Genomic DNA, 22937 nt, shown 5'->3' on the forward strand with positions numbered 1-22937 from the left:
GCTGGTACGGTCGAGGACGCTGGTACTAGAACACACTCTCTGTCTGGATAAACCCCGCCGCCAGTCCTCGTTCGGGAGAAGTGTTCGGGGCTGAAGGCGGCGAATTGGAAAAGGATTCGTCTCCGGCCGAAAGTTTCGCAACGCCTGTGGAGACTATTTTCCGTCCAACCACTCCTGCAGTTCCGCCTCCGCCCGCTCGAGGGCGCTGTAGTTCAGGAGTTTGCGCAGGAAGGCGATCGTGATGGCGCGGGCACGCAGATTGAAGCGGCCGTCGTCATTGTCGTCGCTGGCGGCCTGGTAGACGTCTAGCTTGTCGTAAAGCTGCTGCAGACGATTCTGTACGCTGCGCAGCGACAGGCCGCGGCGCCTGGCAATAGCCCTGTCGGTAAGACCAAGTGCGATATCGACGAGGATCTCGTATTCGGAATCGGTAAACCCGTTCGTCTGGCCGAGGCTCTTCTGCTGAAGACCCCGCACCTCGCGGTCGATGACGCATTGGCTCTCGACGAAGATCGAGCGCAGTGCAAGCTTCAGCCGCTCGTCGGAAGCGGATTTCAGAACGTACCCATAGGCGGCTCCATCCGGAACGATGCGCGAAACACCGCGCACATAGGCCTCGTCCGAATAGTTCGACCAGAACAGAATGCGGGTCTCCGGCCGCTCCTTCCAGATCGTGCGCGCCGCCTCGATGCCGTTGCGGCTCGCCATCTGGAGATCCATGACGATATGCGCCGATCTGTGCTCGCGGGCGAGCTTCTCGCCGACGGTTCCATTTTCCGCCTCGATCACAATGTCGCATTCCGGCAGGGCGGCATTGACCGCCTCATGCAGGTAGGAGCGATGCAGCGGGTCGTCCTCGACGATCAGAACCTTCATTCCGCCCTCCCCTCAATCGAGCCCGCGTCGTTTGGCGCGAGCGGCAGCACCACGCGGACTACGGTTCCGCGATTATTATGGCCGGGACCAATCGTGAAACGCGCGGAAATCAGTCGCGCCCGGGTCTTCATGTTGTCGATGCCCTCGCCGATCCGACCCCGCGTTTTCGCAAGTCCGGTTCCATCGTCGGAAATCTCGATCGACAACCGCTCGCCGTCGGCGCCTAGCCGCACCTTGACGGCGAGCGGGGCAGCGTGGCGCACGGCATTGTTGATCGCCTCCTGAGCGATGCGGAACAGCGCGACGATGACGGTCGGCTCCAGCCGCTCCAGCGCGCCATTCGTCTCGTCGGCAAGGCCCCATTCGATGACGGAGCCCGTGTCTCGCGTCGAGCGGTCCAGGTGGTGCTCGATGGCTTGGCTAAGCCCAAAGAGCTGGAGAACGGAAGGTTTCGCCTGCTCGATGATCTGTCGCAGGTCCTGCATGCAATGCTGCAGGGAGCGGGAGACGGGCTCCAGTGCCTCCGGCGCCACCTCGCCGTTGCGCGACAGCCGATCGATCCGGCGCGCGAGACGCGTGAGGTCGGCGAGGGTCTGGTCGTGCAGGTCCATGCCGATGCGTTGGCGCTCATGCTCCAACGCTTCGGTAAGTTTCAACGCACCTAGCCGCAGTCCCTCTTCGCGAGCACGCGCCTCTGCCTCCACGATCGCCGACCGTTGCGCTTGCTCGGCCGCCCGCAGCGCGAAGAAATAGGGCGTCAGAAGGTCTGCGATGATGCGGGCCCGCGCGACGTCGTCCATCGTATAGACACCGGCTTCCTGCGAGGAACATGAGAGCGCCGCGATGATAGCGCCCTGCACCTTCATCGGCACATGCAGGCGGCTCCTCAGCGACTGTTCGACGATCGGCCGCTGGAACGCGCCCTCGAAATGGAACCGCGGATCCGTCATGGCATCATCGGTCAGCAGGAAATCCACTTCGCCCCAAAGCAGGGAACGGATGGGGCTGTTGACGACAGGTGCGCCGGCGAGTTCGCCCCAGGCGGTCTCGATGCCCGTCTCGTAGGCGGTGTGATAGTTGCCGTCCTCGAGGAGCACGCAGACATCGAGATGGTCGTGCGGGATGATGTGGGCGACCTCTGCGGCGACGGAGCGAATGGCCGAGCGAAAGTCGAGCTGGCCCGCAAGCAGCCGGGAAATGCCGAGATAATGTTCGAACATGGCTGCGGGTGCGGAATGCAGCATGGTGGTTTCCTCCAGAAACGGCAGGCTCCTCAACCCGCCGCAGTCGCTTCACCAGTAAGCGCTTGCGGGAGCGCCGCCGTCTTGCGTAAACCCGCAGCTTGTTCCGCAAAACCCGCAAACATCTTGCCGCCTTGCGCCTGTACAGGTCCGTCGATCTCCCGCATCCTGCCCTTACTGAGAGGAGGAAGCTCAGTGCAAGAACAATCTCACTCGAACCCGATTATCCGGGCGGGTGAAGCGATCCGCCTGCTAGGCGATCATGAGGGAGAGAGACATGACAATCCGTAAGATGCTTCTGGCATCGGCCGCGATCGCTTGCGCCGCGATGCCAGCTTCCGCATTTGCCGACACCTCGGCCAAGAAGATCGCCCTTTCGAACAACTATGCCGGCAATTCGTGGCGCCAGGCCATGCTGACGAGCTGGGAAAAGGTGACAGGCGAAGCCGTGAAGGCCGGCGTCGTCGCCTCGGCCGACGCCTTCACCACCGCCGAAAACCAGGCGACGGAACAGGCCGCGCAGATCCAGAACATGATCCTGCAGGGCTATGATGCTATTGTGCTGAATGCCGCCTCACCGACTGCGCTGAACGGCGCGGTCAAGGAGGCCTGCGATGCCGGCATTACCGTCGTTTCATTCGACGGCATCGTGACGGAACCATGCGCCTGGCGCATCGCCGTCGACTTCAAGGAAATGGGCCGCAGTCAGGTCGAGTATCTTTCGAGTAAACTTCCGGAAGGCGGCAAGCTGCTCGAGATCCGCGGGCTTGCCGGCGTATTCGTCGACGACGAGATCTCGGCCGGCATCCATGAGGGTGTCAAGCAGTTCCCACAGTTCTCGATCGCCGGCTCCGTGCACGGAGACTGGGCGCAGGACGTTGCGCAGAAGGCCGTTGCCGGCATTCTGCCGAGCTTGCCTGACATCGTCGGGGTGGTGACGCAGGGCGGAGACGGTTACGGTGCCGCGCAGGCCATCGCCGCGACCGACCGTAAGATGCCGATTATCGTGATGGGCAATCGCGAAGATGAACTGAAGTGGTGGAAGGAGCAGAAGGATGCGAACGGCTATGAGACCATGTCGGTTTCGATAGCGCCTGGTGTCTCCACGCTCGCCTTCTGGGTCGCCCAGCAGATCCTCGACGGCAAGGAGGTCCAGAAGGATCTCGTCGTTCCCTTCCTGCGGATAGATCAGGACAATCTCGAGACGAACCTCGCCAATACCCAGGCCGGTGGGGTCGCCAACGTGGAGTACACGCAGGAGGACGCCATCAAGGTCATCGAGTCGGCAAAGTAGGCCTCCCGGCGACTGCCGCGCGGCCGTAGACTTGCCGCGCGGCAGCCTGTTCAAGCAGATGATGGCGAGCATGATGGACGACGTAGCGAAGGCGATCATTGAGGTCGACGGCGCCAAAGTGAGCTTCGGCGCCGTCAAGGCGCTCGACGGCGTCACGCTTCGGGTCATGCGCGGCGAATGCGTTGGGCTCGTCGGGCACAATGGCGCCGGCAAGTCCACGATCGTCAGCGTGATCAACGGCAGCCTCACGCCGCATGTCGGAACCGTCACGAGTGACGGCGAGCGGCAGGAGCGCTACGGCATCAATGCAGCCCGGGCCCGCGGCGTGCGTTGCGTCTTTCAGGAGCTGTCCCTCTGTCCCAACCTCTCCATTGTCGAAAACACCCGCCTGATGCACCGCGCTCTCGGCGGTTTCGGCTGGCGTTCGCGCGCCGCGAAGATCATCGAGAAGAGCCTCGACGTCGTCTTCCCAGGACATGGCATCGAAAGCAGCCGGGCCGTGGGAGATCTTTCGATCGCCGAACGGCAGATGGTCGAGATCGCCATGGCCTTTTCCGACGCCGGCCCGCCGCCGCGGCTGGTGATCCTCGACGAACCGACATCGTCGCTTGACGCAAGCCTCGCCCGCCAGATGCTCGCCCATGTCCGCCGCTTCATCGCCGGGGGCGGATCCGTTATCTTCATCTCGCATATCCTGCACGAAGTTCTCGAAACCTCCGACCGTATCGTCGTCATGAAGGACGGCCGCGTCGTCGCCGAACGTCCGGCGCACGGTTTCGACCATCACGGACTCGTGGAGGCCATGGGGAGCGTCGCGAAAGCGGAAACCGTACAGCGCCCGGTCCGCGACCGGTCCGTTGCGCCGATGGTTCTGTCCCATCAGGCAGCGGGACTTTCCTTCAAGGCGCGTACCGGCGAGATCATCGGCCTCGCTGGCCTGGCAGGCCACGGACAGACCGAGCTCCTCCTGGCGCTGCATGCCGCCCGGTCCGGCAACTGGCTGCCGAAGCGTGATCCGCTTGTCACCTTCGTCGCCGGCGACCGCCGCCTCAACGGAGTGTTCGAACTGTGGAGCATCCTGCGGAACTTCTCCATCGCCTCGCTCGGCGACATGTCTCGCCGCGGTCTCGTTCTCGAGGTTGGCGAAAGAACGAGAGGAACGGCCTGGAAAGAAAGGATCGAAATCCGCACGCCCGATTTGGCCAACCGCATCCTGTCGCTTTCCGGCGGCAACCAGCAGAAGGTGCTCTTCGCCCGCGCACTTGCCACGCGCGCACCGATCGTACTGATGGACGATCCGATGCGCGGCGTTGACGTCGGAACCAAGCAGGAGGTCTACGCGATCATCCGCGAGGAGGCGGCACGCGGCCGCACCTTCATCTGGTATTCGACGGAGATGGAGGAGGTCTGCCTCTGCGACCGCGTCTATGTGTTCCGTGAGGGCCGCATCACGGCCGAACTCGTCGGCGATGCCGTCAACGAGGCGAACATCATCTCTGCCTCCTTCGAGGGGGCTGCATGACGTTCCGCCTATCCTCCGACGCTATGCGGCTCGCCATTCCCGCATTATCGCTGACGCTGCTGCTGGCCGCGGTGTTCTGGCTGCAACCGCGTGCCATGAGCTATATCGGGCTGAACCTGCTGTTCAACCTGGCTGTGCCGATCGCGCTCGCGACGATCGCCCAGATGCTCGTGATGGCGGTGAACGATCTCGATCTCTCGATGGGCGCTTTCGTCAGCTTCGTTGCCTGCGTGACCGCGACTTTCCTGCGGGATGCGCCGGCAATCGGCATCCTGATACTCGCCGGCGCCGTCGCAGCCTATGCGGCGCTCGGCGTCGTCATCCATCTGCGCAACCTGCCCTCCATCGTCGTAACCCTTGGCATGAGCTTCGTCTGGGGCGGCCTTGCGGTGCTGTTGCTGCCGGCCCCGGGCGGGCAGGCGCCCGGTTGGGTGCGCTGGTTGATGACCGTCAAACCGCCTCTGGTCCCGATGGCGATCGTCGCGAGCATCATAATCGCCGCCGTTGCGCATTTCATCGTGAGGCGGTCCTCCCTCGGCGTTCTGATCCGCGGCATCGGCGGCAACCAGCGCTCGGTGGAGCGCGCCGGCTGGTCGATTGTCGCGGCGCGCGCCACCGCCTATGGCCTTGCCGGCCTTTTTGCGGTCCTGGCCGGTATCGCTCTCGTCGGTTTGACCACCTCGGCCGATGCCAATATCGCCCTGCGCTACACGCTGCTGTCCATCGCCGGCGTCATTCTTGGGGGCGGCGAGTTCATCGGCGGCCGCGTCTCTCCGGTCGGCGCCGTAATCGGGGCGCTGACGCTGACGCTTGCCGGCTCATTCCTCTCCTTTCTGCGGATTTCGCCGGATTGGCAGATTGGCGCTCAGGGCGCGATCCTGATCGTGGTGCTCGCGCTGCGCCTGATGCTGAACCGCCTCGAGAAACGGGAGAAACGCCGATGAATGCGCTCATCCGCCAGTCCGGCAAACCCTGGATCTGGTCGTGGCTTGCCGCCTTCACCGTCTGGTTCCTGACGATCATGGTGACGGGCGGTGCCGGAACGCTCGGGCTGTCGCAGGCAGCGCTCACCTTCGCCGCCTTCTCGGTAATCGTCGGCATCGGGCAGATGTTCGTCATCACCCTCGGTCCAGGCAACATCGACCTCTCGGTTCCCGCCACCATGACGCTCGCTGGCACCGTGGCGCTAAAGCTGATGAATGTCGAAAACGGCATGATCGTGCCCGGCCTGATTCTTGCCGTCGTCATCGGTCTTGCCGTCGGTCTTTGCAATTACACGCTGATCAAGGCGCTGCGGATTCCCCCGATCATCGCAACACTCTCCATGAGCTTTATCGTCCAGTCCGGCGCGATCTGGACGAACCGCGGTCTGCGCATCAAACCCCCTAGCGTGCTTGCGGAATTCACCACCTCGAATACATTCGGCGTACCGAACGTGGCGATCGTCGCTTTCCTGATCTCGATCATCGCCTGGATCCTGCTTGAGAAGACGATCTACGGCCGCTGGATCTCCGCGATCGGTCAAAGCATGCCGGCCGCGCGTATGGCAGGCATACCGGTCGACGGCACGCGCTTCGTCACCTACCTGTTCTGTGCTGTGCTCGCTTCGATCAGCGGCTATCTGCTCGCCTGCTTCTCCGGCGGCGCGGCGCTCAACATGGGGACGGAATATCTTCTGATGTCGATCGCCGTCGTCGTGATCGGCGGCACCGCGGTCGCCGGCGGCGATTCCAACGTGCCGGGCATCTGGGGCGCATCGCTCTTCATGTTCCTGGTGGTTTCCATGCTCAACACCTACGGGCTCGGTGCAGGCATCCGCCTCATCATGACCGGCCTCATCATCATCAGCGTCATCATGCTCGCCGGCGGTCGCCGGAACCTGCGATAAACGGAAACACTGCAATGGCCGAAGCCTCCATCTACGAAATCCACGACCCGCGCTTCCGGCAGTTGATCGTGACGAGCGCCGGTCTCGACGAACTCTATTCCGGCTGCCGCTGGGCGGAAGGTCCCGTCTGGTTCAACGACGCGAACCAGCTCCTGTGGAGCGACATTCCCAACCAGCGGATCCTGCGATGGACGCCGGAAAGCGGCGTTTCCGTCTATCGACAACCTTCCAATTTCACCAATGGCCATACGCGCGACAGGCAGGGACGGCTCATCTCGTGCGAGCACGGCACCCGCCGCGTCACTCGTACCGAAATCGACGGCTCGATCACCATGCTCGCCGATCGTTTCGAAGGCAGGCGGCTCAATTCGCCGAACGATGTGGTGGTGAAATCGGACGGCACAATCTGGTTCACCGATCCCACCTACGGCATCATGTCGGACTACGAAGGCTATCGCGCGGAGCCGGAACAGCCGACGCGCAATGTCTACCGTCTTGATCCGGAGACCGGCGAGCTTTCGGCAGTCGCGAAGGACTTCATCCAGCCGAACGGCCTCGCCTTTTCGCCCGACGAAGCGACGCTCTACGTGGCGGATTCAGCGGCAAGCCATGACGACCGCCTGCCTCGGCATATACGCGCCTTCGACGTGAAGGAAGGGGCCCGGCTTGCGAACGGTCGCGTCTTCTGCGTCATCGACAAAGGAATTCCGGATGGCATCCGCACGGACGCGAACGGAAATCTATGGTCGAGCGCCGGAGATGGAGTGCACTGTTTCGATCCTGCGGGCAAGCTGATCGGCAAGATCCTCGTTCCGCAGACCGTCGCCAATCTCACATTCGGCGGTCCAAGGCGCAACCGCCTGTTCATTGCGGCGACCCGCTCACTCTATTCACTTTATGTCGCCGCGACGGGATCCCAAGTGCCTTAGAGCGGAATCGGGCCGCGGACCCACGCAGCGGATCAGGCCTTAAAACGGTCAAACGCAGTCAGTCGCCTGATCGGAGGGTCGGCCTCCCTCCAGCGATAGATTTCCGAGCGGAGATAGCGAAGCTCGTCGTCGAGCGCGTCTTCCGCAATCTCGATCCACCAGGATTTCGGCCGACCATCCGTGCCGTCTGCCCAGCGGTAGCCGCGGGCCTTCAACTGGTCCTTCATGTCGAAAGGACTGTTTTCGGCGAAAATGCGGACACGACATCGCTGGCTTGCCGCATAAAGCTCGGCAAACGGTGTGGCTGCCGATGTTTCCCCGCCATGCGTGAGAACCTCGAGCAGGGCGAAACAGTCGTCGACCGCCCGGTGGCCCTCATGAAAATAACCCGCCTGACCGATCAGGTAGCCGAGCTTCGTCCCTTCGAAGCCACGCGAGGCCCAATCGATCTCGGACACCGAACAGGCCCAGGCCTTTCCGGCAAACATGGTCGAAAGGGTCTCGCAGAACGGCCGATCGAATCCGGCATTGTGGGCAATGATAAGGTCGGCCGGCTCGATCAGCGCACGGAGCTCACCGATGTCGATCCTCCGGCCCGCTACCGTCTCGTCGGTGATTCCGGTCAAACGGGTGACCTCGGCCGGAATTGGATTTGTCGGTTGCTGCAGGCCGCCATAGACGCCGGTGACATCACCAATATTGCCGACCCCATCGAATGTGAACGCGACGACGCCGATCTCGATGATCTCGTCCTTGCGATGGTTGAGGCCGGTGGTCTCGGTATCGAGAACGACGCCTTTCAACGGAAACCCGGGCCGCGCGAGCACGGCGGCGGAACGCGGCTCGAGCTTTTTGAGGACGCGGTACCGGCCCGTCGCCTGGAGTTGCCGCACCATGTCGACTTCGCTCAATGCAGCATAGGGCTGGCGCTTCGTTGCCGATGAACCGATCGACTTCGCGGAGGTCGTTTCATTCGAAACAAACAGATCGAACTGCTGCACCATTCAGTTTCTCGGGCTGATTCTCAAAGACGATTCGTCGGACTGCTTCGTCCCCTGGATCCGATATAGGACATTCGCTCGAGCAATTCAGGAGAAATCATGGAAACCCGGCGAAATCAGCAGCCGTGGCGACTTTACCCTGTGGACGATCCAGCGCGCCCCAGGAAATCGTATCTGCGGAAGGGGTGTATCAGGCTCGGCCGCGGCGCTCAGGTCTAATGTCCTGGGCGGGATCCCGCTCCCAATACCATGCCACATACATGTTTTTCCTGTCTTGCCCGCGGCCTTTCAGGAACGCGCGTACCGAACGAACGTCGTCCCTTTCGCCCGCGAACCAGACAAAGCTCTGACGGTCCATGGATGCGATCGCCTGCTTCGCTTCTTCGGCGAGAATTCCTCTGACGCCAACCGGGTAACTCTTGCGATGGAGCCAGCGGACTTCGAGAGAGCACGGCGAGGAAAGCGGTTGCTCCTCCGCCTCGTCGAGTACCTCGATGATCGCCTGCAGCCGCGTGCCCGGTGGGGCCTCCTCTGCAATCCGTGCAATGGCAGGAAGTGCGCTTTCGTCTCCGGCCAGGAGAATGGATTGCGCCGCCGGAAGACGGCCGCCGCCCGGTCCAAGCAGGGCGACCTTCTCCCCCGGCTGCGTATCGCGGGCGAAATCGGCTCCAGGCGTTTTAGCACCGGGCGCCGGGTGCTGCAGGAAGTCGATCCATAATTCCCCCCTCTCAACATCGACGCCGCGGATCGTGTAGACACGCACCAGCAGTTCGTCGTCGCCTTCGGGCCACGCCACCCGACCATCCTCCCGCAGACCCGGCCAAACCGGAGCCCTGCCCCTTGGCGGCACAAGCAGACGAACATGCATGTCGCCGCCGATGAACGGGGTCACGTCAGCGCAAGTAAACCTGACCCGGCGCATGCGCGGCGTCACGTCTTCGGCGGAAACGACGGTCACCTCGTGAATGTTCGGCAGCAATGCGAGCTTCGCCGGGTCTGACCAGGTCAGTTCCAGAGGGTCTTCGCCCGCGAAGTAAAAAAGGTGCTCCGCAATGATGGTGCGGCTCGTTTGCAGCGCCTCTTCCGATAGGCACGTCAACTCGATCAACAGCGTGCGCTCCTGCACGCGGATGATTGCGGTCCCAAGCTCGCTTCTCAGCAAGGCGAGATCCTCGCTGCGCTGCACCTCGGCATGTTCGATGAAGTGCTCGCAAATTTCGTCGAGCATACTTCCTGCATCCTTCGGAAGCGCTATCCCTGAAAGTCTGAATTCCTGAGCGATGGTCATCGGTCCTCCTCCAGGAAGCTTTGGTGTGCCGTCACTATCCGGTGCCGGCCGATCGGCAGCATGATCGGCCTGCCCGAGGTGGGATCGGTGATGATACGGCTGTCGAGGCCGAAGACCTGCCGCACATTCTCGTCCGTCAACACATCTTGCGGCGTGCCGGAGACTTGCACACGGCCGCCGGACATGGCGACGAGATAATCGGCATAACGCGCCGCCAGATTGAGATCATGAAGGACCATGACGATCGTGGTGCCGCGCGAATGGTTGAGATCGGTCAGGAGATCCAGCACTTCCACCTGATGGCTGATATCGAGAAAGGTCGTCGGCTCGTCCAGCAGCAAAACATCGGTCTGCTGCGCCAAGGCCATGGCGATCCAGACCCGCTGGCGCTGCCCGCCGGACAGTTCGTCCACCGGCCTGTCGGCAAGCTCCGAAATCCTGGTGGCTCTGAGCGCTGCGTCCACGGCTTCGTCATCCTTGCGCGTCCAGCGCGAAAACAGGCTCTGGTGCGGATGCCGTCCGCGGCTGACGAGGTCGGCGACGGTGATGCCTTCAGGCGCAATTGGCGATTGGGGAAGGAGCCCCAATGTGCGGGCGAGCTCTCTCGGTGGCATGTGATGGATCGACTTGCCGTCGAGGAGCACACACCCCTGGTGCGGCGAAAGCAATCGGGACATGGCGCGCAGAAGCGTGGACTTGCCGCAGGCATTGGCGCCGACGATCACGGTGATTTTGCCCGGCGGCACGGCGAGATTGAGCTCATGCAGGATTTCGGTCTCGCCGTAGCCGGCCGAAAGCTCAATAGCTGTAAGGGAATGAACGGTCACAGCGAGCCTCCGGTCCGATTGACGCGCACGATCAGCAAAATCAGATAGGGAGCCCCGAGGGCGCCGGTCACCACGCCGACAGGATAGCGGCTCGGCAGAAGGAACTGGCCGGCATAATCGCCTGCGAGCACAAGGATTGCACCGATCAGCGCCGACGGGATGAGCAGCGATCCGCTGCTGCCGACAACGCGGGCGGCAATCGGGCCGGAAAGGAAGGCGACAAAAGCGATCGGACCCGTGACCGCCGTTGCGGAGGCGATCATGCCCACGGCGGCAACGATGATCATGACGCGGGTGCGCGAAACCCCGACACCGAGCGCTGCAGCTGTATCGTCCCCCAGCCGCAGTGCCTCGAGGTCGCGCGCGCGGCTGAGCAGCAACCCCGCCGAAAGCGGCGAGCGCCAGCAGAAGCGGCGCCGCCTGACCTAGCTGGGCTCCGTTGACGCTGCCGGTCAGCCAGCGCATCGCCTCCTGCAGGTTCCAGGCCGGGGCCAAAGAGAGAATATAGGCGACGAAGCTTTCCAGCATGGCCGAAACGCCGATCCCGATAAGGATCAGCCGCATTCCGGCAATGCCGTTTCTGAACGACAGGCCGTATATCAGGAGTGCCACGCCGAGACCGGCGACGACAGCGACAAGGGAGACGACCGGCCCCTTCAGCGACAGGACGACGATGGCAAAAACTGCCGCTGCGCTTGCCCCGGAGCTGATGCCGATGATGTCGGGGCTCGCGAGAGGATTGCGCAGCATGATCTGGAAGGCGACACCGGCAAGCCCGAAACTGAGGCCTGCGAGCACGCAGAGAACCGCTCGCGGCAACCGCAACCGGCCGACGGTAAAGGCCGCATTCGACACGTCGTCGCCAAGCAGCACGCGGATCACATGTTCCGGCGGCGTGAAGGATTGGCCGAGCGAGAGCGTCAGTGCAAAGATCGCGACGACAAGAGCCAGCAGCGCCGCAATCACGAAGAAGTGCCTGCGCGCGCGACGGCGGCGGTTGGCAAGAACGAGATCGAGTGAAGAGGAAATCATTGTCACAGCTCGCGAACCCGCTGACGCCGGACAATGGAGATGAAGAAGGGCGCACCCAGCAGCGCGGTCACGATTCCGACGTCGAGTTCGGCGGGCCGGGCAACTATGCGCCCGATGATATCGGCGGCAAGCAGCAGGCAGGCGCCACCGAGCGCCGAGAAGGGCAATAGCCAGCGATGATCGACCCCGACCAGGAGGCGGCAGAGATGCGGAACGACGAGCCCCAGGAAACCGATAGGACCGCAGACTGCCGTCGTTGCGCCTGAGAGCAGGATGGCGCCCAGCGCGGCTATGGCGCGCGCCAGAGCGACGCGTTCGCCAAGTCCGGCCGCGAGTTCATCGCCCAGCGCCAGCGAGTTCAACCTTCGCGCCGAAAGCAGGCTGATCGCCAACCCCGCCGCAAGAAACGGCAGGACCGGAAGAATGCGCTCGAAAGTCGCCCCGCCCACGCCGCCGATCTGCCATGAACGAATGCCGCCCGCGATATCGTTTCGCGGCAGCACGACAGCGATAACCATCGAGGCGAAGGCAATTGATGTCGCCGCCCCCGCAAGCGCAAGTTTCAGCGGCGTTGCCCCGCCCCGCCCGAGGGACCCGATGGTGTAGACGAAAACCGCGGCGCATCCGGCGCCGAGAATTGCCGCCCAGATATATGCTTCGGCCGAAGTGATACCGAACCATGCAACAGCGACGACGACCGCAAGAGATGCTCCCATATTCACCCCCAGAATACCGGGATCGGCAAGGGGATTGCGCGTGACGCCCTGCATGATCGACCCGGCGAGCCCGAGCGCGGCACCCGCCATGAGAGCGAGCAGCGTGCGCGGGATGCGCACGGTGACTGCTGCCTGGCCGATGCTGTCGGCCCGTCCGGCAAGGGCAGCCAGAATATCGGCCCAGGCAACGGCGCGCGAGCCGATCATAACCGAGAGTGCGCACAGCGCTGCAAGAAGCGCAGCGAGCCCGATGAGCCAGAGGCTGCGGGTACGGTTCGATCGCCCCCGAACAGGCGGTCGACGGGACGATTTCAGGCTGCCGACCGTCATTGAGATTTTCCTGCGGCCTCCGCGAGCAGGGCCACGTAATCCTTCAGTAGCCATTGGATCGAAAGCGGCGTCGGATTCGCCGCCGTGCCGAGCGGGTTCCTGCCCAGCATGACGAATGCCCCCTTCGCCACGGCCGGCATTCTGGCCATCAGCGGGTTTTTCTTCAGCGCATCAAGCAGCTGCCGATTTCCATAGGTCACGACAATGTCGACGTCGTCGAAGGAATCGATCCGCTCCGCGCTGACGGAGCCCGCGAACTTGCCCGGCGCGGAAGCCTCTACGACACTTTCGGGAGAGGCCAGCCCGAGATCCGCGAAGAATTTAACGCGCGTGTCGTTGGTCGTATAGAAGTTGACGGTGCTCAGATCCGATTCGTCGAGATGCGTAATGAACATCGCCGATTTGCCGTGAAACTCGGGGACGTCCGCGACCGTCTGCGCGATGTCGGCTTCGATCTTCCTGATCAGTATCTCGCCCTCGGCAGCCATGCCCAGGCCGGCGCTGTTGTAGCGGATCATCTCGCGCCAATCCGTCGACCAGGGCGCCTCGGGATAGGCAACGACGGGTGCGATCTGGCTCAGGGTGTCGTAATCCGACTGGCTGAGGCCGGAATAGGCCGCCAGGATCACGTCCGGCTCGGTGGCCGCGACCGCCTCGAAGTCGATACCGTCGCCCTCGTCGAAAAGCATCGGCGTCTCGGCCTGGAGTTCGTTCAGCCTCTCGGCCACCCACGGCAACAGGCCGTCGCCGTCATCATCTCCGAAATTGGCTGCGGCAAAGCCCACGGGGACGAGCCCGAGCGCCAGCGGCACCTCATGATTGGCCCAGGCAACGGTCGCGACCCGTTCCGGCTTCGACGCGATGACGGTCGTGCCGAAGGCATGCTTGATGGTGATCGGATAGGATGTCGCCTCGCCTGCCCAGGCCGTGCCAAAGGCAATCATCCAGGTGCATGTCACCGCCACTCTCGCGGCCTGAAGCAGTAAGCGCAGCATCGAGCAACTCCGCCGGAAGTTTAAGTTGACCTCCCGTTTCAGGTTAATCGCCTGGCGTCAACGGGCAGGCCGGCGCCAACGGGCGGGGAGCACAGAGATTTCCGTGGGATCCTACAAATCCCCGGAAATTTACAATACTGGAGAAAGGTTCTCAAGTTAGTAGCCTCGCCCGGGGCAGCGAAGCAGACATTGCGGACATCCGTTTCGGCGTCCCGAGAAGGCCACGTCAAATTCTGGAATGATAATATGGACATGGAAAGAACACGCGACAGCTCGAGAATGACCGCGATCGGCTATCGCAGCGCTCTTCTTCTGGGTTGCACTGCACTCGTCGTCCTCGCACCGGACCCGCTGCTTGCTCAGGAGAGCGGAAGTTCGAACGCCGTAACCAGCCTTGAAGCGATCACCGTCGAAGCCGGTGGCCTCGATCCCGACAATGATTCGAAATCGATCGTCGCAACCAAAACCCTGAGCGGCAGCAAGATGGCGACGGATATCCTCGACATACCGGCCTCCGTATCCGTCATCACATCAAAGGAAATCCAGGAGCGCGGCGCGCAGGATGTCGAGCAGGTGCTGCAGTATACGGCAGGCGTCAGCACCGATTTCTATGGGTCCGACGATCGCTTCGATTACTTCAAGATCCGCGGTTTCGATGCCTACACCTATCGCGACGGACTGACGCTCGGCGACCCCTTCGGCGGAATACGCGAAGAGCCTTACGCCTTCGAGCGCGTAGAGGTGCTGAAGGGCGCCAACTCCACGACATTCGGGGTCTCCGACCCGGGCGGTGCGGTGAACTTCGTGACCAAGCGGCCGAAGAGCGAACGCTTCGGCGAAGCCTATGTCACCGGCGGCTCTTTCGACCACCGCGAAACGGGCGTCGACTTCGGCGACAACATCACCGAGGATGGCACCCTTTCTTACCGGCTTACCGGCAAGGTCAAGCGGGCAGATGACGAATACGATTACTCGCAGGACGACGAGAACTTCTTTATGGGCGGCCTGACATGGCGCCCGAGCGACGACACCAACCTAACGATCGTGTTCGACCACCTCGACCGCGACGGCGTGCCCGGCAGCGGCGGCCATCCCGTCGGAACGGATTTCGACAGAAGCCGTTTCTTCGGCGAGCCGGACTTCAACTATCGCGACGTCAACAGGAATACGCTGAGCGTCCTGTTCGACCATGACTTCGGCTCCGGCCTGACCTTCAGTTCGAATGCGCGCTACAGCGATGCCAGGAGCAATTTCGGCTACGCCTACATCTCCAGGACGCCGACCGATGGTTCGACCGTTGCCGACCGCGCCTTCTTTGCCAATGACACGGCCGCCGAAAACTTCATCATCGACGCCCGCCTGCAATATGATGCAAGTTTCCAGGACATCGACAGCCGCAGCCTCGTCGGCGTCGAATACAACAAACTCCAATCCGATAATGACGGCTACTTCGGCGCAGCTCCGAGCATCGACTGGCTGAACCCGGTCTATACCGGCGCACCGGCATCGGTTCCGCTTTATCAAAGCCTGACGAACGATCAGGAGACGAGAGCCCTCTACTTCCAGCAGGACCTGACCTTGTCGGAAAAGGTGATCGCCACCGTCGGCCTGCGCAACGACTGGCTCGACCTCCATCAGCGCAACAACATCACCGACACGACGAGCGAAGCCGATCTCAGCGAATTCACCAAGCGTGCCGGCCTCACCTACAGGGTGACCGACGAGGTCGCCGCCTATGTGAGCTATGCGGAATCGGTGCTTCCTACCTCGCTGACCCTCGAACCCGAGCGCGGCGAACAGTGGGAGGTCGGCATCAAGTACCGGCCCGACGCGTTTCCTGCCCTGTTCAGCGCGGCGCTCTATGACCTGACCAAGAACAATATTACCCGCACCAATCCGGCGACGGGCTTCCAGGAGACGATCGGCGAGGTTCGGGTCCGCGGTCTCGATCTCGAGGCCAAGGCGGAGCTAACCAACAATATCAGCCTGATCGCCGCCTATTCCTATATGGAATCGGAGATCCTGGAGAACGGAACGCTCGGCAACGAGGGCAACGAAATGTCTTTCGTGCCGCATCATCTCGCTTCGCTCTGGGTCAACTACCTTCTTCCCGGCGAAGGTTCGCGCGGCGATATGAACTTCGGCCTGGGCGCGCGCTACACGGGTTCGTACTATTTCGACGACGCGAACACCCAGTCGACCGGCAGCAGCGTCGTCTTCGACGCCGCCTTCAGCTACAAGATCCAGGAAAACACATCCTTCGATGTGAAGGTGAGCAATCTTTTCGACGAGAAGCAGGTCTCCTATGGCGGCTTCGGTGCGGATTTCTACAATCCGGGCCGTGCAGTCTACGCGACCCTGCGCCAGACCTGGTAATCGGCGGTCCCGCCCGCGACACGTGGGCGGGAAAAGCCTGTCTCCAGAGCACTTCAACGAAAAACATGTACCGGTTTACCGTGCGTCGTTCCAAATGTCGGAGGATTTCACGGTTTCAACGGCACAGTGAAGCGCTCAGGTCATGCGACCTTAGGTCGGTTCGGCCTAAGGCCGTGATCGATTCCAACGAGTCGAGAAGCGGAGCGCGGGCGGAGCCTCACACGCTGTTCCCTCGTCCTCTCTAGCGACCCTGCCGCCGCCGCCAGGCAGCGGGCGTATCGCCGACGATCTGCCGGAAGACCTTGGTCAGATGCGCCTGGTCGGAAAAGCCGAGCTTGGCGGCAACATCAGCCACGGCAAGATCGCTTTCCATCAACAGCCGCTTCACATGATCGATGCGTTTCGAAAGCTGCCATTGCAGCGGCGTCTTGCCGGTGGTTTTCTTGAAGACATGGGAAAACCAGCTTTCCGACAAACCGACGGTCTCGGCCATTTCGGCAACGGTCAGGCGGCAGTCGCTGAGCCCGTTGACGCGCGCCATGAGCTTATTCATCTGCGCTTGGGTCAACCTGCCGTTGTTTTGTTCAACGCCCTGCGCCGGAATGTCGAGCAAGCCAGTGACGATGCTGCCGACAAGGCTTTCGCCATAGACCGCATGCTTCGACGGTTTTGAAACTTCATCGACCATCAAGCGGGCGAGCACTTCGACGGCCCCGGTATCCTGGACTTCGACCGGGCTGCGCAGGGCCGTCATCGCAGCCGAGCTTCCGACCGATGGCGACAGATATCGCAGCAGTCGATCCTTATGCAGGTGCAGATTGAGATGCGAGAAGCGGTGCGTCGCGCCACTGGTCGTCCACATCGGAACACCGGGAGGAACATAGACGGCCCGTGTCATGGGACGAAAATGCTGCAGGAATTCACCGTCCCGGTTCGACATTCGAATCTGAGAAGAAACGTCGGTGAAGAAAATCATGATGCGCGGATCATCCGACAGGTAGTAGCCCCTGGCGCCCGACTGACTCTCCGCTTCCCAGAAGACACTTACGAGACCATCGAAACGGCGCCACTTGACCGGCGCGACTGTGCGAATCCCTTCGGTGTGCCAAATCATGGAGTGCCAATAGCTCAATGTAGGAATCTGCCCCTGGCTAGTAGGATGCGTGATGCCGTGCCCTTAGACCGGGCACTCTGAAAATCGTCTCATTGCAACGAGCTGTGCACCTGGAGGCACCGGTTTCCGGGTCCAAAAAATATGAGCATACTTATCATGTTTCAGCGCCATGACAAGCGACTCTAGTGCGGGGCCAATGTGCTCTCATCGATATGTGCGGTGGCATATACCCGCCGGGCGACGATCGCGAGAAGAAGGAGCGTCACCGTTGCTATAACGCAGCATATGGAAAAACCGAGCGAGAAGCCGCTTTTCGCTGTCTCCAGCCAGACGGCTGAAGCTGAACCGGGCATCGACTGAGCTGTCTCGACTGCTCCGGCAAGGGTCGCAGAAACGGCCTCGGCCTGCACGCGACTGAGGCTGCTCAGGTCGGCGTGGTTCATCGCCAAACGATAGACGGCGGTCGCCAAGCTGCCCAGCACCGCGATGCCCAATGCGCCTCCAAATTCTGCGCTCGTTTCCGATATGGCCGAAGCCGAGCCTGCCCGTTCGGGCGGTGCAGTCCCCACGATCAAGCCGGTCGTGGTGAGAACGACAGGGACGAAGCCGAAGCCTATGATCATGCTTGAGCCAAGGATGCCGATCAAACTCTCGGCGTAAGCGGCAACGGCCATGGCGGCAGCTCCCGCTGCATTGATCAGAAGCCCGCCGACCACGGTCCTGACGGGTCCGAAGCGGTTGGTGAAGCGGTAGGCCTGGAAGGACATGACCGCGAAGACGAAGGCCGATGGCGCAGACCAGAGTGCGGCTTCCAATGGCGACAGACCGAGCACAAGCTGCAGGAAGAGGTTCTGAAACAGGAAGACGCCGAAGACGAAGAAGACACCGGCGAGGTTTACCATCAGCGATGCCGAGAAGGCTGGCACCCGGAAGAGTGCGAGGTCGACCAATGGGTCGCTGAGCCGCCGCTGGCGTCTCACAAACAGGAGGCCGACCACAAGCCCCAGTCCGATATAGGCCAGTTGGGCAGGTTGGAAGCCGTCGGCAGCCATATGCTTGACGCCGTAGATGATCGGCAGAACGGTCGCGAGCGAAAGGACCACGCTCGGCAAGTCCAGTCGGCCGGCATCGTTGTTCCTGTATTCCGGCAACAGAAATGGGGCGACTGCCAGAAGCAGGAGCATCACCGGTATGTTGATCAGAAACACCGAGCCCCAGTGGAAATACTGCAGCAGAATTCCGCCGATGAGGGGACCGACGAGACCGCCCAGCGCAAAGGCCGTGCCCCAAATGCTGATCGCCCTGTTTCGCTCCGCCTCGTTTTTGAAGAGATTGACGATCAGCGACAGCGTGGAGGGCGCGATCGTCGCGCCGGCGATGCCAAGCAGGGCCCTTGCCAGAATGAGTTGCCCCGGAGTGTTCGAGAAAGCAGCAAAGGCGGATGCGACGCCGAAGGCAAAGGCGCCCATCAGCAATACCCGCCGGCGGCCGATCCGATCTCCCAGCGTCCCCATGGTCACGAGAAAGCCCGCGACCATGAAGCCATAGATGTCGTTTATCCAGAGCAGTTGCGATGCGGACGGATCGAGGTCCGCGACGATCGCGGGCACCGCGAGGAACAGCACCGACAGGTCCATCGAGTAGATCAGGCATGCGATCGACAGGACGCATAGGCCAATCCACTCGCGGCGGCTTGCCTGCTCAGGCATGTGAATAGTCTCGGCCATGGTCGTCTCCCGGAAGCCGGCGGAGATTTCCCCGAATCGCGTCAGTTGACAAGTATCAATTTCCAAGGCGACCGGCTTTCATTCCACGGAACGCTACGGCCGGGCGAGATGGCTATCATCTCGGTTCCGTGCGGCACAAAGGCGGCGGAATCCTCAACGACCTGGTGACGATGCGCGCGACGCGCCCTCCGCGCGCACGATGCTCCGAACTCGGCCGGTAACAGGTCGCTGTGCCGCGCCTCCGAATTGCGCCATCACCCACTCTCGCAGGACGCGCGTTGCCGGCCGGTCAGCCATGCGCGGGCTGTAGACGAGATCGTAGCGGTCGCCTTCGAGCGACAGCTCGAACGGTTGGACGAGGATGCCGGAGGCGAGCTCTTCCGCTACCAGCGTGAGGCTTAGCAGCCCGATCCCCTGCCCCGCCACCACGGCCTGGACCGCGTGGATCTCGTCAGTGAAGGAAATGCCGGCGCTTGCGTCGATGTCCTCGGCCCCGGCCTGCGCCAGCCACTGCCGCCACACAGGCGCGCGCGGATCGTCGCGCCGTGCCGGACCCCAGTCGAAATGGATGAGCGTCGCATGCCGGAGATCGGCAGGGCTGGTCTGAGCGAGGCGCGGCGCGCAGACCGGCGCGAAGCGATCCGCAAAGAGCGGCTCCGTAACAAGACCCGGATAGTTCCCGCCACCGAAGCGGATAGCGGCGTCCGCATCTGCCTCCAGATCGACGGTCCGGTTGGAGGCATCGAGACGCAAGGTCCAATCGGGATGCGCCTCGCGAAACGAACCCGCGAGCGGTGCCAGACGCTTCGCGACGAAGGCGACGGTGGAAGTGAGCCGCGCCACCTGGCCGGTCTGCTGGCGGCGCACGTCCGCGATGGCCTGTTCGAAGCGGTCCAGGCCCTCACGCAGCACTGGAAACAGCGTCTTTCCCGCAGCGGTCAGATGCACCTGCCGCGTTGCGCGCTCGAACAGCCTGACGTTCAGCATCTCCTCCAACTGGCGAATTTGGTGGCTGACGGCGGTCGCTGAAACGTTGAGCTCCTCGGCTGCGCCCTTGAAGCTCAGCCGGCGTGCAGCAGCCTCGAAGGCACGCAAGGCCCCAAGCGGCGGCAACTGTCTCATCGCACCCTCACACATGAATACAATTCATCTATCAGCTGAGAAGTCCTCCTTTGTCAATGAGGGCCGCCCTGGGCATATTGCCTTCCACAAGCAAGGCGACGGTGCCGAGCTGAGAATAACTCAAGCATGAAAGGACAGCCCATGTATCTCGAACAGGTCGTCACGAAGCCGGATCCCTATGCGCCGTTTCTGCTCTCGCAGGCAATTAAGGCCAATGGCTTCGTCTTCGTTTCGGGTCAGGCGGCAATCGGCGACGACGGTGAGATCGTCGGCGAGGATGACTTCGACCGCCAGGCCGAGCAGGCTTTCCGCAATCTCGCCCGCGCCCTGACGGCCGCCGGCTCCAGTCTCGACAGAGTCGTCAAGGTTACGATTTTCCTGCGTTCGATGGAAAATTTCGCAAAGATCGTCGAACTGCGCCGCAAGTGGTTCTCCGCCCCCTATCCGGCCGACAGCATTATCGAAGTCTCCTCGCTCTATTCGCCGAAGGCACTGATCGAGGTCGAGGCAATCGCACTCGACGGGGGCCGCTGACATGAACGCGCCGGCGATCGTCCCCTCACCGGTCTTCACCGGTGCCAGCCTCAGAGGTCTCGATTTCGCCAACCGCCTGTCGGTCGCGCCGATGACACGCATCAGCGCCTCGTCCGCCGGTGTGCCGGGCGAACGCATGGAGCGCTACTATCAGCGCTTCGCACGCGGCGGCTTCAGCCTGGTGACGACCGAAGGCATCTACACCGACAAGGCCTATGCGCAGACCTATTCGGGCCAGCCCGGTTTGACCGACCGGGAACAGGCGGACGCGTGGCGCCGCGTCGTCGATGCGGTCCATACGGCCGGCGGCAGCATCTTCGCGCAGCTCATGCACGGCGGCGCGCTTTCGCAAGGGAACCCCTACCGTTCCGATACAGTGGGTCCCTCGGCGGTCCGCCCGAAAGGCAGCCAGATGACCGGCTACCGCGGCGAAGGCTCCTATGCCGTGCCGCGCGAGATCAGCGAAGCAGAAATCGCCGAGGCGATCGATGGCTTCGCCGGTGCCGCGCGCCTGGCGATCGAGGTGGCCGGTTTCGACGGCATCGAGATCCACGGCGCCAACGGTTATCTCCTGGATCAGTTCTTCACCGACTACACCAACCATCGCCAGGACCGTTGGGGCGGCGGCATCGTCGCTCGCTTCGGCCTGTCGCTGGAGGTGCTAAAAGCCGTGCGCGCGGCGGTCGGCCCGTCCGTGCCGCTCGGCCTGCGTCTCTCTCAGGGGAAGGTCAACGACTTCCGGCACAAATGGGCGGAAGGGGAACAGGGGGCGGCGAGAGTGTTCGAGGCACTGGCCGACAGCCCGGCCGATTTCGCTCATGTGACCGAGTTCGAAGCATGGCAACCGGGTTTCGAAGGCGGCGAAATCCCTCTCGTATCGCTTGCTCGCCGTCATGCGCCGCGTCTCTTCCTCATCGCCAATGGCAGCCTGCACGATCTTGCCCGCGCTGAGCAGGTGATCGGGGCCGGAGCGGACATGATCGCGCTTGGCCGCGGCGCGCTCGTCAATCCCGATTGGCCGCGCCTCATGGCCGCTCGCAGCAAGTTGCGACCGTTCGAACTTTCGATGCTCGCACCGATCAGCGACATCAAGGACAGCGAACTCGCCCTTTAATATGAGAGGGCGGCGACCAGTCTGAAGGCAAATGTCTCAGAGCAGGCATGCCCGTGTCGCCGCCACGCTGCCGCCTATGGCACGCCGGAAGGGTCGGGCAGCTGTTGCTTGAGCCACGACTTGAACGCGATCATGCCCCTGGTGAACTGACGTGACTTCAGCCATGTCAGCCAGTAGTCACCCGCCGCCACGGTGATATCGAAAGGCTGCACCAGACGCCCGCTCTCGATATAATGCTCGAACATGGTTATCGGCAGAAGGGCGGCACCTGAGCCTCGGGCGGCCGCCTCTGCGAGCGCCAGGGAGGTATCGAAGACCATGCCGCGCAGGATGGGAGGCTGGGCGCCCGCTGCGCGGAACCATTGCGCCCACTCATCGGACCGGTACGAACGCAGCAGCTCGATTCCGGCGAGGTCGACCGGTTCCTTCAGTCGAGCGGCAATCTGAGGCGAGCAGACCGGCGATAGCGGTGCGGCCGCCAGGTGCATTGCGTCCGTGCCATGCCATGACCCGTCCCCGAATCGGATCGCGAAGTCGAGGCCGTCGCCGGCGAGATCGACGCGGTTGTTATTGCTCAGGATGCGTAAGTCGAGGTTCGGATGTGCGTCATGAAAATCCGACAACCGCTCCATCAGCCACCCGATTGCGAAAGTGCCGACAACGCCGACAGTCACGACTTCGTGGAAGTTTCCTTCCTCGAAACGGCTTATGGTCGCACACATACGCTTGAACACATCGCTCATGACCGGCGCAAGCGCTGACCCCTCATCGGTAAGGGCAAGGCCCCTGGGCAGCCGCCGGAACAACTTAACGCCAAGCAGATCCTCGAGCGACTTCACTTGATGGCTGATTGCAGTCTGCGAAACCCGTAGCTCCAGGCCGGCACGGGTAAAGCTGCAGTGGCGCGCCGATGCCTCGAAGGCACGCAATGCATTGAGGGGCAGCTTTGGGAGTTCCATGGAATCCGTTTCGTCAAGGCCAAATCTGATTCATGCCTACCCGCAACATTGC

18 protein-coding genes and 2 pseudogenes are annotated in these 22937 nt (G+C 62.4%); 8 read left to right on the forward strand and 12 right to left on the reverse strand.

The window, feature by feature from the left end; genetic code table 11:
• Positions 1 to 153 precede the first annotated feature (153 nt).
• Together SINAR_RS0109245 and SINAR_RS0109250 are read right to left on the reverse strand one after the other, a co-directional pair.
• Positions 154 to 876, reverse strand: a complete 723-nt coding sequence (locus SINAR_RS0109245) for a response regulator transcription factor (RefSeq protein WP_027998833.1) — start codon at positions 874 to 876, stop codon at positions 154 to 156.
• The gene (locus SINAR_RS0109250; RefSeq protein ID WP_027998834.1) at positions 873 to 2120 is read right to left on the reverse strand and encodes a GAF domain-containing sensor histidine kinase; all 1248 of its coding nucleotides are present in this window, start codon (positions 2118 to 2120) and stop codon (positions 873 to 875) included. The genes SINAR_RS0109245 and SINAR_RS0109250 overlap by 4 nt, the downstream gene beginning before the upstream one ends.
• A 274-nt stretch (positions 2121 to 2394) precedes the next feature.
• On the opposite strand from SINAR_RS0109250, the gene SINAR_RS0109255 reads away from it, so the two are divergent.
• The 5 genes from SINAR_RS0109255 (at position 2395) to SINAR_RS0109275 (ending at position 7750) form a co-directional block, all read left to right on the forward strand.
• Positions 2395 to 3411, forward strand: coding sequence for an ABC transporter substrate-binding protein (locus SINAR_RS0109255; protein ID WP_027998835.1), 1017 nt, complete (start codon positions 2395 to 2397; stop codon positions 3409 to 3411).
• A 73-nt stretch (positions 3412 to 3484) separates the two neighbouring features.
• The gene (locus tag SINAR_RS0109260; RefSeq protein ID WP_027998836.1) at positions 3485 to 4933 is read left to right on the forward strand and encodes a sugar ABC transporter ATP-binding protein; all 1449 of its coding nucleotides are present in this window, start codon (positions 3485 to 3487) and stop codon (positions 4931 to 4933) included.
• Positions 4930 to 5877, forward strand: a complete 948-nt coding sequence (locus SINAR_RS0109265; protein ID WP_027998837.1) for an ABC transporter permease — start codon at positions 4930 to 4932, stop codon at positions 5875 to 5877. Before SINAR_RS0109260 ends, SINAR_RS0109265 begins: the two co-directional genes overlap by 4 nt.
• Positions 5874 to 6821 carry an ABC transporter permease gene (locus SINAR_RS0109270; protein WP_027998838.1) on the forward strand — a complete coding sequence of 316 codons (948 nt, stop codon included), beginning with the start codon at positions 5874 to 5876 and terminating at the stop codon, positions 6819 to 6821. Before SINAR_RS0109265 ends, SINAR_RS0109270 begins: the two co-directional genes overlap by 4 nt.
• 14 nt (positions 6822 to 6835) lie before the next feature.
• Positions 6836 to 7750 (forward strand): SMP-30/gluconolactonase/LRE family protein, encoded by a 915-nt coding sequence (locus SINAR_RS0109275; RefSeq protein ID WP_027998839.1) that lies wholly within the window; start codon positions 6836 to 6838, stop codon positions 7748 to 7750.
• A 32-nt stretch (positions 7751 to 7782) separates the two neighbouring features.
• On the opposite strand, the gene SINAR_RS0109280 is transcribed toward SINAR_RS0109275, so the two are convergent.
• From SINAR_RS0109280 to SINAR_RS0109305, 6 genes and pseudogenes are all read right to left on the reverse strand, one after another.
• Entirely contained in the window at positions 7783 to 8754 is a 972-nt protein-coding gene (locus SINAR_RS0109280) for a 3'-5' exonuclease (RefSeq protein WP_027998840.1), read from the reverse strand.
• A 187-nt stretch (positions 8755 to 8941) separates the two neighbouring features.
• Positions 8942 to 10039, reverse strand: a complete 1098-nt coding sequence (locus SINAR_RS0109285) for a DUF2218 domain-containing protein (protein ID WP_027998841.1) — start codon at positions 10037 to 10039, stop codon at positions 8942 to 8944.
• Positions 10036 to 10866 carry an ABC transporter ATP-binding protein gene (locus SINAR_RS0109290; protein ID WP_027998842.1) on the reverse strand — a complete coding sequence of 277 codons (831 nt, stop codon included), beginning with the start codon at positions 10864 to 10866 and terminating at the stop codon, positions 10036 to 10038. Before SINAR_RS0109290 ends, SINAR_RS0109285 begins: the two co-directional genes overlap by 4 nt.
• Positions 10863 to 11898 (reverse strand): annotated as a pseudogene (locus tag SINAR_RS01000000133285) (FecCD family ABC transporter permease). The gene SINAR_RS0109290 and the pseudogene SINAR_RS01000000133285 overlap by 4 nt, the downstream one beginning before the upstream one ends.
• Before the next feature lie 2 nt (positions 11899 to 11900).
• Positions 11901 to 12944, reverse strand: coding sequence for a FecCD family ABC transporter permease (locus SINAR_RS0109300; protein WP_027998843.1), 1044 nt, complete (start codon positions 12942 to 12944; stop codon positions 11901 to 11903).
• Positions 12941 to 13888 carry an iron-siderophore ABC transporter substrate-binding protein gene (locus SINAR_RS0109305; RefSeq protein ID WP_050577480.1) on the reverse strand — a complete coding sequence of 316 codons (948 nt, stop codon included), beginning with the start codon at positions 13886 to 13888 and terminating at the stop codon, positions 12941 to 12943. Before SINAR_RS0109305 ends, SINAR_RS0109300 begins: the two co-directional genes overlap by 4 nt.
• Before the next feature lie 297 nt (positions 13889 to 14185).
• On the opposite strand from SINAR_RS0109305, the gene SINAR_RS0109310 reads away from it, so the two are divergent.
• On the forward strand, positions 14186 to 16315 hold the full coding sequence (locus tag SINAR_RS0109310; RefSeq protein WP_027998845.1) for a TonB-dependent siderophore receptor: 2130 nt from the start codon (positions 14186 to 14188) through the stop codon (positions 16313 to 16315).
• A gap of 241 nt (positions 16316 to 16556) precedes the next feature.
• On the opposite strand, the gene SINAR_RS0109315 is transcribed toward SINAR_RS0109310, so the two are convergent.
• The 3 genes and pseudogenes from SINAR_RS0109315 to SINAR_RS01000000133290 all read right to left on the reverse strand — a co-directional run.
• On the reverse strand, positions 16557 to 17447 hold the full coding sequence (locus SINAR_RS0109315) for a helix-turn-helix domain-containing protein (protein WP_027998846.1): 891 nt from the start codon (positions 17445 to 17447) through the stop codon (positions 16557 to 16559).
• Between the two features lie 164 nt (positions 17448 to 17611).
• Positions 17612 to 19156, reverse strand: a complete 1545-nt coding sequence (locus SINAR_RS0109320) for an MFS transporter (protein ID WP_027998847.1) — start codon at positions 19154 to 19156, stop codon at positions 17612 to 17614.
• A gap of 193 nt (positions 19157 to 19349) precedes the next feature.
• A pseudogene (locus tag SINAR_RS01000000133290) lies at positions 19350 to 20278 on the reverse strand (LysR substrate-binding domain-containing protein); the annotation flags it as partial.
• Between the two features lie 141 nt (positions 20279 to 20419).
• Between SINAR_RS01000000133290 and SINAR_RS0109330 the strand changes: the two are divergent.
• A complete protein-coding gene (locus tag SINAR_RS0109330; RefSeq protein ID WP_027998848.1) occupies positions 20420 to 20812 on the forward strand; it encodes a RidA family protein in 393 nt (130 codons plus the stop codon).
• A 1-nt stretch (position 20813) separates the two neighbouring features.
• Positions 20814 to 21926, forward strand: coding sequence for an NADH:flavin oxidoreductase (locus tag SINAR_RS0109335; RefSeq protein ID WP_027998849.1), 1113 nt, complete (start codon positions 20814 to 20816; stop codon positions 21924 to 21926).
• Between the two features lie 74 nt (positions 21927 to 22000).
• Here the strand turns inward: SINAR_RS0109335 and SINAR_RS0109340 are convergent, their stop codons facing one another.
• Entirely contained in the window at positions 22001 to 22885 is an 885-nt protein-coding gene (locus SINAR_RS0109340) for a LysR family transcriptional regulator (RefSeq protein WP_027998850.1), read from the reverse strand.
• Between the last annotated feature and the right edge of the window lie 52 nt (positions 22886 to 22937).

It is taken from the genome of Sinorhizobium arboris LMG 14919 (assembly GCF_000427465.1).
GTDB lineage: Bacteria > Pseudomonadota > Alphaproteobacteria > Rhizobiales > Rhizobiaceae > Sinorhizobium > Sinorhizobium arboris.